The sequence below is a fragment of the Pontibacter sp. GD7 genome, from assembly GCF_058216375.1.
Genome location: NZ_JBYZMP010000015.1, coordinates 44,386 through 56,938 on the forward strand (window position 1 = coordinate 44,386; position 12,553 = coordinate 56,938).

The 12,553-nt window shown below is 46.9% G+C and carries 15 protein-coding genes; 11 read left to right on the forward strand and 4 right to left on the reverse strand.

Annotation, left to right across the window (positions count from 1 at the left end; all coding sequences use genetic code 11):
* Nucleotides 1-307 precede the first annotated feature (307 nt).
* The 9 genes from AC4BAP_RS17795 (at nt 308) to AC4BAP_RS17835 (ending at nt 8,418) form a co-directional block, all read left to right on the forward strand.
* Nucleotides 308-919, forward strand: coding sequence for a fumarylacetoacetate hydrolase family protein (locus AC4BAP_RS17795; protein WP_490584028.1), 612 nt, complete (start codon nt 308-310; stop codon nt 917-919).
* Nucleotides 879-2,813 carry a M23 family metallopeptidase gene (locus AC4BAP_RS17800; protein ID WP_490584029.1) on the forward strand — a complete coding sequence of 645 codons (1,935 nt, stop codon included), beginning with the start codon at nt 879-881 and terminating at the stop codon, nt 2,811-2,813. Before AC4BAP_RS17795 ends, AC4BAP_RS17800 begins: the two co-directional genes overlap by 41 nt.
* A gap of 90 nt (nt 2,814-2,903) precedes the next feature.
* Nucleotides 2,904-3,353 carry a thioredoxin-dependent thiol peroxidase gene (bcp, locus tag AC4BAP_RS17805; protein ID WP_490584030.1) on the forward strand — a complete coding sequence of 150 codons (450 nt, stop codon included), beginning with the start codon at nt 2,904-2,906 and terminating at the stop codon, nt 3,351-3,353.
* A 155-nt stretch (nt 3,354-3,508) separates the two neighbouring features.
* Complete coding sequence (locus tag AC4BAP_RS17810) at nt 3,509-4,366, forward strand: transketolase (protein ID WP_490584031.1); 858 nt, start codon at nt 3,509-3,511, stop codon at nt 4,364-4,366.
* Nucleotides 4,367-4,445: 79 nt separating this feature from the next.
* Complete coding sequence (locus AC4BAP_RS17815) at nt 4,446-5,804, forward strand: vWA domain-containing protein (protein WP_490584032.1); 1,359 nt, start codon at nt 4,446-4,448, stop codon at nt 5,802-5,804.
* Nucleotides 5,805-5,871: 67 nt separating this feature from the next.
* Nucleotides 5,872-6,828, forward strand: a complete 957-nt coding sequence (locus AC4BAP_RS17820) for a transketolase family protein (protein WP_490584033.1) — start codon at nt 5,872-5,874, stop codon at nt 6,826-6,828.
* Between the two features lie 124 nt (nt 6,829-6,952).
* Entirely contained in the window at nt 6,953-7,492 is a 540-nt protein-coding gene (locus tag AC4BAP_RS17825; protein ID WP_490584034.1) for an RNA polymerase sigma factor, read from the forward strand.
* A 35-nt stretch (nt 7,493-7,527) separates the two neighbouring features.
* Nucleotides 7,528-7,971 (forward strand): hypothetical protein, encoded by a 444-nt coding sequence (locus AC4BAP_RS17830; RefSeq protein ID WP_490584035.1) that lies wholly within the window; start codon nt 7,528-7,530, stop codon nt 7,969-7,971.
* Nucleotides 7,972-7,980: 9 nt separating this feature from the next.
* On the forward strand, nt 7,981-8,418 hold the full coding sequence (locus AC4BAP_RS17835; protein WP_490584036.1) for a hypothetical protein: 438 nt from the start codon (nt 7,981-7,983) through the stop codon (nt 8,416-8,418).
* Between the two features lie 88 nt (nt 8,419-8,506).
* On the opposite strand, the gene pepE is transcribed toward AC4BAP_RS17835, so the two are convergent.
* From pepE to AC4BAP_RS17850, 3 genes are all read right to left on the reverse strand, one after another.
* A complete protein-coding gene (gene pepE / locus AC4BAP_RS17840; RefSeq protein ID WP_490584037.1) occupies nt 8,507-9,226 on the reverse strand; it encodes a dipeptidase PepE in 720 nt (239 codons plus the stop codon).
* Nucleotides 9,227-9,377: 151 nt separating this feature from the next.
* A complete protein-coding gene (locus tag AC4BAP_RS17845; protein ID WP_490584038.1) occupies nt 9,378-9,641 on the reverse strand; it encodes a hypothetical protein in 264 nt (87 codons plus the stop codon).
* A gap of 99 nt (nt 9,642-9,740) precedes the next feature.
* Nucleotides 9,741-9,971, reverse strand: a complete 231-nt coding sequence (locus tag AC4BAP_RS17850) for a hypothetical protein (protein ID WP_490584039.1) — start codon at nt 9,969-9,971, stop codon at nt 9,741-9,743.
* 297 nt (nt 9,972-10,268) lie between these two features.
* Here AC4BAP_RS17850 and AC4BAP_RS17855 point away from each other — a divergent pair, with 297 nt between their 5' ends.
* Nucleotides 10,269-11,363 carry an MBL fold metallo-hydrolase gene (locus AC4BAP_RS17855; protein ID WP_490584040.1) on the forward strand — a complete coding sequence of 365 codons (1,095 nt, stop codon included), beginning with the start codon at nt 10,269-10,271 and terminating at the stop codon, nt 11,361-11,363.
* A gap of 68 nt (nt 11,364-11,431) precedes the next feature.
* Here AC4BAP_RS17855 and AC4BAP_RS17860 read toward each other — a convergent pair whose 3' ends face one another.
* The gene (locus AC4BAP_RS17860; RefSeq protein WP_490584041.1) at nt 11,432-11,611 is read right to left on the reverse strand and encodes a hypothetical protein; all 180 of its coding nucleotides are present in this window, start codon (nt 11,609-11,611) and stop codon (nt 11,432-11,434) included.
* 207 nt (nt 11,612-11,818) lie between these two features.
* On the opposite strand from AC4BAP_RS17860, the gene AC4BAP_RS17865 reads away from it, so the two are divergent.
* Nucleotides 11,819-12,547, forward strand: coding sequence for a Dph6-related ATP pyrophosphatase (locus AC4BAP_RS17865; RefSeq protein ID WP_490584042.1), 729 nt, complete (start codon nt 11,819-11,821; stop codon nt 12,545-12,547).
* The last annotated feature ends 6 nt before the right edge of the window (nt 12,548-12,553 follow it).

A 12,553-nucleotide genomic window follows, 5' to 3' on the forward strand; every position in this document is an offset into this window, starting at 1 on the left:
ACCAAATCTGTTACATTAATAAATTATCATATGTTTATACTTAGCCTGTCCATTTATACACCATAATCAGGAAACAGGCACTAAACAAAGTACAAATTACTTTTCAGGTTATACGTTTCTGCATGGCTAAAGTGTTCAGTGCCATGCAGGCAGGAAACAGGTACGCATTACGACGCAGGACAAACCAAGGCAAGCCATACCTGGCGTACCCATTCAAGAGTGCAGCACAGATAAATTATAAATTAATAGTGGATAAAATGCGGATAAACCCTATTTTTGAGAAACGCAATTCCTAATTTCACCCTGAATGAAGATACTAGCCATTGGCAGAAACTATGCCGACCATATAGCCGAACTAAAAAACGAAGTACCCGATGAGCCTGTGATTTTCTTTAAGCCGGACACAGCGCTGCTTAAAAACAACGAGCCATTCTATTACCCGGAATATACAAATGATGTGCATTACGAAGCTGAGCTTTTGCTGCGCATCAGCCGCGAGGGTAAAAACATCGAGAAGAAGTTTGCGCACAAGTATTACGACGCCATAGGCCTGGGCATAGACTTTACAGCCCGCGACCTGCAGGCAAAGGCAAAGGCAAAAGGCCTACCCTGGACTCTGGCCAAAGGCTTTAATGGTTCGGCTCCGGTTTCTGAGTTTATTCCGCTGGAGCAATTCCCCGACCTGCACAACATCAGTTTCAGACTAGACGTTAATGGGGATACAAGGCAAAAGGGTAATTCCGGTATGATGCTCAATTCTTTTGATGACATCATTGCCTACATTTCTAAATTTATTACACTTAAAAAAGGAGATATCATTTTTACCGGCACACCAGAAGGTGTCGGCCCGGTTAAAATTGGAGATAGACTAGAAGGGTATGTTGAAGATAAAAAACTATTGGACTTCGAGGTTAAGTAGAAAAACGCTGTGCCTGGCTATACTTGGCTGGCTGGCTGGCACCGCTGCTGTTGCCCAAATGGCTACGCCAAAGGCCGGGGAGTTTCTGTTTCCCATAAAACCCGGAGAGCGCAATTACCTATCGGGCACTATGGGGGAGATACGCTCGAACCATTTTCATGGGGGGCTTGATATTAAAACCGACCAGCGTGAGGGCCTGCCAGTATATGCAGCCGCGGATGGCTATATCTCCAGGGTAAAGCAGTCTACGTATGGCTACGGCAACATTGTGTACATTACGCACCCAACCAATGGGCTCGTTACCACTTATGCGCACCTGCGTGAGTTTGCCAACCCACTGGCCGATTTTATACTTAAAAAGCAATACGATAAAAAGACCTTTGAGCTGGAGCTGTTTCCGGAGCCGGACAAGTTCCCGGTAAAGCGCGGCGACATAATCGGCTACTCCGGTAACACAGGAGGCTCTGGTGGCCCGCACCTGCACTTTGAGATACGCGACGAAAAGGACCGCCTTTACAATCCGCTCAAGTATAAGTTCTCCGAGATCATCGACACTACGCCGCCTGATATTTATACTATAGGTATAACACCGTTAAATATCCATGGCCGTGTGAACAATGAGTTCGAGCGCAAAGAATACAGGACCATAAAAAAAGGTAATAATTACGTACTTGCTGATACTGTTTACGCGCACGGTCTGTTGGGGCTGGAGTTGCAAACCATCGACAGGCTGGATGGAGCTGCCAATAAGAATGGCACCCAAGAAGTTACGCTTTTCGTGAATGGCAAGCCATACTACTATCATTACATAGACCAGGTTCCCTTTGAGTTATCACGGCAGGTATCGCAGCACATTAACTATTACCAGTATAAGCGCACTGGCCGCACCTTCCAGAAAGCCTTTGTAGACAATGGCAACGATCTGCCATTATATAAAACAAACGGCAGGCAAGGCCGCGTAACAATTAACGCTGATTCAACTTATCAGGTCAAGCTGGTGGCCCGCGACTCTTACGACAATGCCACTTCGCTCAGCTTTGTGATCAAGGGCAAGAAACCGACCTTTACCCAAACGATGTCGAAAGCTGTTAAAGCCCCCGCACTGGACTATGAGATTGTTGGCAACATACTTAAAGTAAACGCCGCCGACACAAGCTCCACGCCACAGAACATAGAACTGTACAAGGACGGTAAAGTGATGATACTGGTGCCAAGCTACGTTAAGAACTCCAATGTGATAGGGCTCTACGACCTGCGCGGCGGCACCCCGGATTCAATTCGATTCTGCGGGATAGCCTCTGGCCTGGGTGTGGAGCAGGTTGTGCCACCGGCCGTTGACCACACCTTTACGAATAAGTTCGCTAAGGTGCAGTTCAACAGCAGCTCACTGTACGACACGCTGTTCTTCCGCACCAACCTGACCGGGGATGTGTATACGATTGGTGACTACTTTACACCGCTGCACCAGGCTATACAGGTTACCGTTACACCTCCAAACGCCAGCGATATTAAGGATAAGAGTAAGGCTGCAGTATACTTTCTGGGTACCGGAAGAGGCCGTGGCTTTACCGGAGGCAAGTGGGAAGGCAATACCATAACCTTCACCACCAAGAACATGGGCAAGTTTAAGGTGATGGAAGATGTAAGGCCCCCAAGTATACGGTTAGTAAGCAAAAGCCCAGCACAGATCAGGTTTAAAATATCCGATGACATGTCCGGGATCTCCTCTTTCAACGCCTATGTGAACGGCGAATGGCTGCTGATGAAGTATGAGCACAAAGAGGCGTTGATATACTCCGAAAAATTAGATAAAAGTGTACCTTTGTCCGGAGAAGTGGTTTTGAAGGTGAAAGACATGGCAGGGAACGAAGCCACTTATACTACAAGAATCTAATTTTGTCGAATCACGACACACGTATCACGTATTACGACCACTTAATAGATACGTTCTACTTGATACGTGATACATGATACGTTTTAAACTATGACACTCAACATCGGCGACAAAGCGCCTGACTTTGAAGGCAAAGACCAGAACGGCCAAACTGTAAAGCTAAGTGATTACCGCGGCAAGAAAGTAGTTTTATACTTCTACCCGAAAGACAACACGCCCGGCTGCACCGCACAGTCCTGTAACCTGCGCGACAACCACAGCGACCTGCAGCAACAAGGCTACGAAGTGATCGGGGTAAGTATAGACAGTGAGAAATCGCATCAGAACTTTATCAGTAAATACGAACTGCCCTTTACGCTGATAGCCGACACAGACAAGAAGATTGTAGAACAGTATGGGGTGTGGCAGGAAAAATCGATGTATGGCCGGAAGTATATGGGCACCATGCGCTATACTTTCGTAATCGACGAAAACGGTGTGATACAGGACATTATCACCAAGGTTAAAACCAGCGACCACACCAAACAGATATTAAAGTAATAATAAGCGCAGCTGCCAGAAAAGGCAGCTGCGTTTTTCGTATCTTAAAGGATATATTCTATACTTCTTTCAATTAGCCTGATTATAGCTACCCGACAAAGTATAGAAACCGAACTTAGCAATTAAACAATTTAACAATCAACAATTAAATTACCGTGAATCCACACAACAAAAGCATTGAAGAGCTAAAAGAGATTGCAGCGCAAGTGCGCCGCGACATCGTGCGCATGGTGCACGCCGTTAACTCAGGCCACCCGGGTGGCTCACTGGGCTGTACAGATTATTTTGTGTCGTTGTACTTCAAAGTAATGGACTACAATCCGGAGTTTAACATGAACGGCAAAGGCGAGGACCTTTTCTTCCTTTCCAATGGCCACATCTCTCCGGTATGGTACAGCACATTGGCCCGCGCCGGCTTCTTCGATGTGAAAGAACTGGCGACATTCCGTAAGATCAACTCCAGGTTGCAAGGACACCCTGCTACAGAAGAAGGCCTGGAAGGTATACGCGTGGCTTCCGGTTCATTGGGTCAGGGCTTATCGGTTGCTTTAGGCGCCGCTCAGACAAAAAAACTGAACAACGACGACAAGCTGGTATATGTGCTGATGGGTGACGGCGAGGTAGAGGAAGGCCAGATCTGGGAAGCTGCCATGTATGCAGCTCATCACAAAATTGACAACATCATCGCCACCATCGACAGAAACGGGCAGCAGATCGACGGCTCTACGAATGAAGTGATGAGCTTAGGCGACCTGAAAGCGAAATTTGAGGCTTTTGGATGGCATGTGCTGGAAACAAACGGTAACAGCTTTGAGACATTGCTGCCTGCATTGGAGGAAGCCAAAAAGAGCGCAGGTCATGGCAAACCGGTACTTATGCTGATGGACACTGAAATGGGCTATGGCGTAGACTTTATGATGGGCTCGCATAAGTGGCACGGTGTTGCGCCAAACGATGAGCAGTTGCAGGTAGCATTACAGCAATTGGCTGTGAAGGCAGCATCAGACTATTAGGCATAAACATCAGAAACTAATTTGCCTGGTCAGGAGATAGCGTATGGGTAACTGGTTTAAAATTTTGGCGGTGCTTTTTATGTTGCTGATAACCTCGGCAACCGGAAGCGCTTTTGCCCAGGATAAAAAACCAGAGCCTAAAACACGTATACTTTTCCTGCTCGATGCCTCCGGAAGCATGATGGCCAAGTGGGAAGACAGTGACCGTATGAGCATTGCCAAAAACCTGCTGGCCGAATTGGTAGATTCCCTGGGGCAGTATAGCAACGTGGAAGTAGCGCTGCGGGTGTATGGTCACCAGTCTGGCCGCGAACGCAACGACTGCAAAGACACGAAGCTGGAGGTTCCTTTTGCCGCTGGTAACAACAGTGCTGCCATCAAAAAGAAACTGGAGCAGATCATACCCCGTGGAAACACGCCTATTACCTATTCGCTGCAACAAACAGCCAACGACTTTCCGGCAGACAAGGCCCGCAACGTGATCATACTTATCACGGATGGCCTGGAGTCTTGTGGCGGTGATCCTTGTGCTGTGTCGCTGGCGCTGCAAAAGAACAGGATTTTCCTGCGTCCTTTTATAATAGGCATTGGCATCGACGCGGAGTATGAGCGGCAACTGAGCTGTATCGGGGAGTATTTTAACGCAGCCGACGTTAAGACCTTTGAGAACGTTCTGACACAGATCGTGACCCAAACGCTTAGCGAGACCACGGTTAGCGTAGAGCTGCTGGATGAGCAGAACCGCCCAACGGAGACGAACCTGAACATGACCTTTATAAATGCTGTAACCGGAGTGCCAGAGTATAACTTTGTGCACTTCCAGGACGGCAAAGGCAAAACCGACAAGCTCGACATCGATGCCCTTATCCCCTACCACCTGGTGGTGAACACCACACCGGTAGTAGTGGAAAGAAATCTGAAGATCAAGCCGGGGCAGCACAATGTGGTTCAGGTAAAAACACCGCAGGGAGAACTGTACTTACGCCAGGACGGCCCTTCGCCTTACGGCACATTACACGCCATTGTAAGGCAGCAGGGCGCTACGGAAACCCTGAATGTGCAGGTGTTCGGCAACAGGCACAAGTACCTTACCGGAAAGTATGACATGGAGATCCTGACAATGCCACGCATTCATTTAAAAGACGTGGAGATAAAGCAAGGACAGACAAAGACCATTACCATTCCACCTCCGGGTCAGCTGGCCATACCTTCGCAGATGCAGGGCTTTGGCAGTATTTATGAGCTCGACGAGGCCGGGAAACAGACATGGATCTGCAATCTGCCCGAGGACAACAGCAGGGTTACCCTGGCGCTGCAACCCGGAAAGTACAGGTTGGTTTACCGCATGAAATCGGCACAGGCAAGTAAATTTACAGATGTGCAGGACTTTACCATTAAGTCCGGTGCAACTACAAACGTTAGGATTTTCAACAGATAAAAAGATAAGGCTGCACTGCGAAAAGTATAAACAAGCAGGGCTTGCCAATAAAAGCCAAAACACACAGATGAAAGAGTACACTTATTCAGAGAAAAAAGACACACGCTCGGGTTTCGGTGCCGGTCTGCATGAACTGGGAAAAAACAATGAGAATGTGGTGGCGCTTTGCGCCGACCTTACCGGTTCGCTTAAAATGGATGCTTTTAAGAAAGACTTCCCGGAGCGCTTCTTCCAGGTGGGTATTGCAGAGGCCAACATGATGGGCCTGGCAGCAGGCATGACCATTGGCGGTAAGATTCCGTTCACTGGCACGTTTGCCAACTTCTCTACTGGCCGCGTTTACGACCAGATCCGTCAGTCAATTGCATACTCAGGCAAAAACGTAAAGATATGCGCCTCTCACGCTGGCCTAACATTAGGTGAAGATGGCGCCACGCACCAGATCCTGGAAGACATCGGCATGATGAAAATGCTGCCGCACATGACCGTGATCAACCCATGCGACTTTAACCAGACAAAGGCAGCCACCATTGCCATTGCAGAGTATGAGGGTCCGGTTTACCTGCGTTTTGGTCGTCCGTCGGTACCTAACTTCACACCAGCCGACCAGAAATTCGAGATCGGTAAGGCAGTAATGCTGAACGAGGGCACAGATGTTACCATTATTGCAACCGGCCACCTGGTTTGGAAGGCCATACTTGCAGGTAAGATGCTTGAAGAAAAAGGCGTCTCAGCTGAGATCATCAACATCCACACCATTAAGCCACTGGATGCAGAGGCTGTGTTGGCATCGGTACGCAAAACAAAATGTGTAGTAACCGCAGAAGAGCATAACCGCCTTGGTGGCCTTGGCGACAGCGTAGCACAAGTGCTTGCAACCAACTTCCCGGCTCCACAAGAGTATGTGGCTACCAACGATACTTTTGGCGAGTCTGGCACACCTGACGAGCTGATGGAAAAGTATGGCCTTACGGAGAACGATATAGTAGCTGCTGTGGAAAAAGTTATCGGCAGAAAACAGTAGTTCATCGATTTAATAGTATAAAATAGAGGGAGGTGTTACATATCTCCCTCTATTTTTTTATACTTGCTATCTTTAACTGTAGCAACACGTAATTTTATTTGCTGCCTGCAGTTTTCCCTTACCCGTGGAAGATAACGAGATCCTAGAGAAATTCTCCAACCCGGAAAGCCAGAACATGGCTTTTAACCAACTTGTGCGCAAGTACCAGCAAAAGATATACTGGCACATCCGCAAGATGGTGATCGACCATGACGATGCCGATGATTTGACGCAGGAGGTGTTTGTGAAAGTATGGAAGAACCTGGGCAATTTCAGGAAAGACGCACAGCTTTATACCTGGATCTACCGTATTGCCACCAACGAGTGCCTTACCTTTTTATCTAACAAGAAAAAGCGTTTCTTTTTGCCTATACACGATGTTGCCGGCGAACTCTCCGAAAAGATCGACACCTCTCCGGACATTTCGGGTGATGAGATACAGGTAAAACTACAGAAAGCCCTGCTACGCCTGCCAGACAAGCAACGGCTTGTGTTTAACATGAAATACTATGATGAGATGAAGTATGAGGAAATCTCCGAAATTTTGGGCACATCGGTTGGCGCTTTAAAAACCTCTTACCACCTGGCAGTAAAAAAAATTGAAGAATTTATAAAGCGCGATTAAACTTTTACACGCAATCTCTATCTAACAACCAGAGTATGGATAAAATGAAGGAAGATTTTAAACTGGAAAGCCTACCAAAGCACAACATTTACCAGGTGCCGGAGAACTATTTCGACCGCCTGCCGATGCGTGTAATGGAAAGGACTGCGGGAGCCAGACAGCAGGCCCCGGCATGGCAGCCTGTCCTGTGGGCACCATTGCGCACAGTGCTTGCGCCGTTGGTGTTGCTTCTGGTTTTTGTGGGCTCATTTATTTTTACCCTCCAGATGCAGAAGCAGGACGAGGCATATGCCCTGAAACCACTGGCCGAGGAGGAAATACTTAATTACCTGAGTTATAATGAAGACCTGGAGACTGCAGACCTGGCAGAACTGAATTCATTTTCCAGCAACGACCTGACAGAGGATTTTTTAAATATAAGCCCTACAGTTGCCGAAGAGGAACTGGAGTATTACCACATCAGACACATTGAAGATTAATTCACCCAAATGAGACAATACTTTTTTTTGATACTGTTCTGCCTGCTTGCCCTTGGGAGCCTGAGTGCCAGCGCGCAGGACCGCAACGAGAACGTGGAGGCGGCAAAGATCGCCTACCTTACCGATAAGGTGGAACTGACCGCCGATCAGGCCCAGAAATTCTGGCCGGTGTATAACGAGTACGAAACGAAGCGCCGCGAACTGATGCGCAACTACCGCAGCGGCTACCGCAAAAACCTGGAAGAGATGACTGAGCAGGAAGCAAAGGCCAGGATAGAAGAAATGTTCTTTATCAAAGAAAAAGAGCTTGACCTGGAGAAAGAATATGTGGCCAAGTACCAGCGCATTATTACTCCAAAACAACTTATAAAGCTTTACCGCGCAGAACGTGACTTTACAAAACTGCTGTTAAAAAAGCTGGATGCCAGCAAAACAGCGAACCGATAATAAACTCTTTGGCTAAAGTTGAATAAAAGGCACTACCGTAACTGGAGTGCCTTTTCTCTTTTATCCTGAAGTATAAAATACAAACCTGCTAGTAAGCCTCCAGCAGAAATCCGATATCATCGCCTGGGTTAAACTCCATTGGCTTCTCGGACTGCAGGAATATCCTGGCTGAGTGTGGGCCTTTCAGCTCTATCCTGTCGCCTTTAATGCGCAGCATACTTCCCTCGCGCAGACCTACTACCGGCTGGCGGTTCAGGTGGTGGAACTCTGCAATGCGTGTCTCGCGCGTTTCTCCCATGTGTGTGGAGCCTTCGATCGGGTCCAGGTAATGCGGGTTGATATTGAATGGCACTAGCTGCAGCGCATCGAATGACCTTACATGCACGATCGGCATATCGTTGGTGGTACCGATGGTTTTGCCTGCCACGTTGGTTCCGGCGCTGGTGCCCATGTATGGCATACCTTTTTTCACCCGCTCTTGTATAGGCTCTATCAGCTTGTTAGCGTACAGGTTCTTTAACAACTGAAAGGTATTGCCGCCGCCAATAAAGACAGCCTCTGCCTCCTGCACTGCCTTCACTGGGTTATCGTACTCATGTATGCCAGTCACTTTAAAGCCCCATGGCTCCAGTGCTTCTTTTACTTTGGCTGTATAATCTTTATGGGAAATACCTCCCGGACGTGCATAAGGTATAAACAATACACTGGACTTGCCATTTAGCAGTTCCAGAACCTCCTCTTTGGCATGCTCCAGGTAACCGGTGCCATGCGTAGTTGAGGTGCTAATTAAAAGTAAATCTCTGCTCATACTCAAAATTAGGCATTCTGAGTTGATTTAGAAAAAGATCCTAAATTTTAGGCGCAGGTCATTATACTAGCAGACGGCTTTGTTGCTTAAAGAAATGTAATTCGTAATTCGTAATTCGTAATTCGTAATTCGTAATTCGTAATTCTAAATTTTACTCTTCTTTGTTCGCTGTTTTCAGCTTAAGCTTTATAGTTTCCAGGTAAGGTTCCAATTGCCTGTAACGGGTAAGGGCTCGAACCAAACCTATACTTTTAAGATCATATAAGAACCAGATCTCTACATAAAAATCATGAAACCAATACAGGTCTATTTTGCACCAACCCTTAATTCGGTGGTAGAGGTAATGGCCTTGGTTTAAAACAAGTTCCGACTGCAGATGAGGGGGCAGCTCATTGAATTCTTTGGCGCTTATCATGGTAAAACTGTACGCTTATACTATATAAATACTCTGAATATTAAAAAAAGGCTGCACGAGGCAGCCTTTATAGTTAAACGTAATTTTTCTGAATTTGGTCTAGTTCAGGTGCAGTGTATACAACTCAAACCTTGAGGAAGCAAAACTCCAGTGCGAAGACGAAGGGTGAATTTCAACGCCATCCTCATCCATTATGGTAATGGCAAAACCATCGCCCTGGTTGAGTGGCTCCGAAAAATGCTTTACGGGGTACACCTTACCCTCCTCGACCCACTCTTCCGGATCAAAGGCTGGCAAAGACGCGTCTACGCACTTTGCGTAAACTGCCATGTAGCTAGGTGGAACAAATAAATTAACCATAAATAATAAACTTTCCTGTTAATATAATTAATTCCTGCAAAACAGGAAATCGAATTACAAAATTTTAAGTGAATGTACTTCTACCAATAGTTTCTCAAAAAGCATGCCCTAATTAATTGATCATGCATACTTTCAGGGGAAGGGTTCAAGCACAATTACTTAGAATTAACAATAGATTTTTATAAATTGTTTGTCCAGCCTAATTTGGCATTGGCACGTAGTAAAAGGCTGACACTATTTCCCTAAACTATGTTAAACACATCTCCTATGGAAACATCCAAACCTAATTATACCGCTGGCAGCAGGCTCACATTTCCGGTGGCCCCGCGTGTTTGGGGCATGAAAACCATATTTGCGAATTTATACTTTGTGGCTAACCCCGATGGTACCTGGGTATTGGTTGACACAGGCGTAAAGGGATTTGCCCTGCAGATAAGACAGGCAGCCGATTCCATATTCGGCGAGAACAGTGCACCCCAAGCCATCATACTTACCCATGGGCATTTCGACCATACAGGCAATGTAAAAGAGCTGGCAAACTATTGGCAGGTTCCGGTGTATGCGCACATGATGGAGTTTCCCTATTTAACGGGCATGTCAAGCTACCCTCCTGCCGACCCGAGTGTTGGCGGCGGTGCCATGGCATACCTCTCGTTCATATTTCCCAAAAAGCCGATCAACATTAACCAATCGCTGGTACTATTGCCTGAGGATGGCAGCGTGCCGGCACTGGAAGGCTGGCGATGGGTGTTCACGCCTGGCCACAGCCCAGGGCATGTGTCATTTTTCAGAGAGGAAGACAAGCTACTAATAGCCGGCGATGCCTTTACGACCCGCGACGCAGAGTCTGCGATTGCCGTAATGACAGAAAAACGAGAAGTACACGGCCCACCAAATTATTACACGCCAGACTGGGGCAGCGCACACCGTTCCGTGGAAACACTTTTGCATCTTGGTCCTAAAATAGCTGCCACAGGTCATGGCAAACCGATGAAAGGCGATAACCTGGCCTGGGAACTGGAAGATCTTGTTAAAAATTTCTGGTTGAAAGTTGTACCCAAACATGGCCGTTATGTGCACGAGCCAGCCATAACAGATGAACGTGGAGTGGTAACATTACCGCCTCCGGTAAACAATACATTGCCTAAAGTACTGGCTGTGGCAGGGGCCGTAGCCGTGGCTGGCCTGGTGTGGGCAAGCCTTCGCAATAAAAACACCCACAAACAGGTGTCTGCCAAAAGCCAGAAACGGGGCAATCTAAAAGAGCGGCCCTTCTCGCATAATCGCGTAATGACCGGTTTTCCGCCTACCATAGACCCTGACCACGACGACCCGGATGCACACACAAATAATTACCCATAACATGAAAAGGCCAGATGCGTTTACATCTGGCCTTTTGCTTTAGCTTGTTGATCTTTCCTTAATTCGATCTATGAGTTCTTTCTTCCTGAGCCGCTTTTATTGCCACCGCCATCTTGCTTGTTAACAGTAGCCCAGGCTCTTTTCTCTGCTTCTTTGTGGCTTACACCTTTTTTTTCATAGCTGTTTTCAATGTGCTCAGCCTGACGTTTCTGCTTATCTGTGTAAGCTGATTTATCTCCTTTTGACATAGCTTTCAAAGTTTTTAGTTACACATAATACAGCACTGCATTTTGCAACGCCTACTATTTTTTACGAGTGTTTTCGGTGGTTAGATTAGAAAAAATCTGGTTTCGGTTGCTGTACAGGCGGCTTTTGAAGTATAGTTTGCGCCACAGCAAAGTATAAGTAGCAGTTTATGTATACTTTTACCAACCCATACTTTTAACCGCAACAGCATGCAAAGTGTATTTAACTGGAGTGGTGGCAAAGACTCTGCCCTGTGCCTCTACCACACCCTGAAACAAAGCCAATACAACGTAAAATATCTGCTTACAACCCTCAGTGCCGCCACGAAGCGTGTTACCATGCACGGCGTACGGCAGGAGTTGCTGCAGCAGCAGGCAGAAAGTATAGGCATACCCTTGCACCAGGTTATTCTGCCCGAAAACCCCACTATGGAAACGTATAACCGCCTGATGCTGGAAACAACTCAAATGCTTAAAGACAACGGCATTACTCATTCTATTTTCGGGGATATTAACCTGGAGGACCTGCGACAATACAGGGAGCAGCAACTGGCACAGGTTGGCCTGGAAGCAGTATTTCCGTTGTGGGGCAAACCAACAGGAGAGCTGGTAAGAGAGTTTATAGCGTTAGGATTTAAAGCCGTGGTGGTAAGTATAAATGCCAGACTACTGGACGAGTCGTTTGTTGGGCGGCTACTGGACGAGAGCTTCCTGAACGATTTGCCAGATAATCTAGACCCTGCCGGTGAAAACGGCGAGTATCATACTTTCGTGTTTGATGGCCCCATTTTTAATAAGCCTGTAAAGTATACTTTGGGAGAGAAAGTTCTAAAAACTTATGGCGTACCAGATGACGAAGCAGATAGCTGTTTTAAAAAGGAAGACAAACCAGCTTACGACACCAGCTTCTGGTTCTGTGATCTGTTACCTGCCAATTAAATGCAA

What these genes read in the sequence shown, in the direction of transcription:
- AC4BAP_RS17795 (WP_490584028.1), top strand. Translation starts at nt 308, where the DNA reads ATGAAGATACTAGCCATTGGCAGAAACTATGCCGACCATATAGCCGAA.
- AC4BAP_RS17800 (WP_490584029.1), top strand. Translation starts at nt 879, where the DNA reads ATGTTGAAGATAAAAAACTATTGGACTTCGAGGTTAAGTAGAAAAACG.
- bcp (WP_490584030.1), top strand. Translation starts at nt 2,904, where the DNA reads ATGACACTCAACATCGGCGACAAAGCGCCTGACTTTGAAGGCAAAGAC.
- AC4BAP_RS17815 (WP_490584032.1), top strand. Translation starts at nt 4,446, where the DNA reads ATGTTGCTGATAACCTCGGCAACCGGAAGCGCTTTTGCCCAGGATAAA.
- AC4BAP_RS17820 (WP_490584033.1), top strand. Translation starts at nt 5,872, where the DNA reads ATGAAAGAGTACACTTATTCAGAGAAAAAAGACACACGCTCGGGTTTC.
- AC4BAP_RS17830 (WP_490584035.1), top strand. Translation starts at nt 7,528, where the DNA reads ATGGATAAAATGAAGGAAGATTTTAAACTGGAAAGCCTACCAAAGCAC.
- AC4BAP_RS17835 (WP_490584036.1), top strand. Translation starts at nt 7,981, where the DNA reads ATGAGACAATACTTTTTTTTGATACTGTTCTGCCTGCTTGCCCTTGGG.
- pepE (WP_490584037.1), bottom strand. Translation starts at nt 9,226, where the DNA reads ATGAGCAGAGATTTACTTTTAATTAGCACCTCAACTACGCATGGCACC.
- AC4BAP_RS17845 (WP_490584038.1), bottom strand. Translation starts at nt 9,641, where the DNA reads ATGATAAGCGCCAAAGAATTCAATGAGCTGCCCCCTCATCTGCAGTCG.
- AC4BAP_RS17850 (WP_490584039.1), bottom strand. Translation starts at nt 9,971, where the DNA reads ATGGCAGTTTACGCAAAGTGCGTAGACGCGTCTTTGCCAGCCTTTGAT.
- AC4BAP_RS17855 (WP_490584040.1), top strand. Translation starts at nt 10,269, where the DNA reads ATGGAAACATCCAAACCTAATTATACCGCTGGCAGCAGGCTCACATTT.
- AC4BAP_RS17860 (WP_490584041.1), bottom strand. Translation starts at nt 11,611, where the DNA reads ATGTCAAAAGGAGATAAATCAGCTTACACAGATAAGCAGAAACGTCAG.
- AC4BAP_RS17865 (WP_490584042.1), top strand. Translation starts at nt 11,819, where the DNA reads ATGCAAAGTGTATTTAACTGGAGTGGTGGCAAAGACTCTGCCCTGTGC.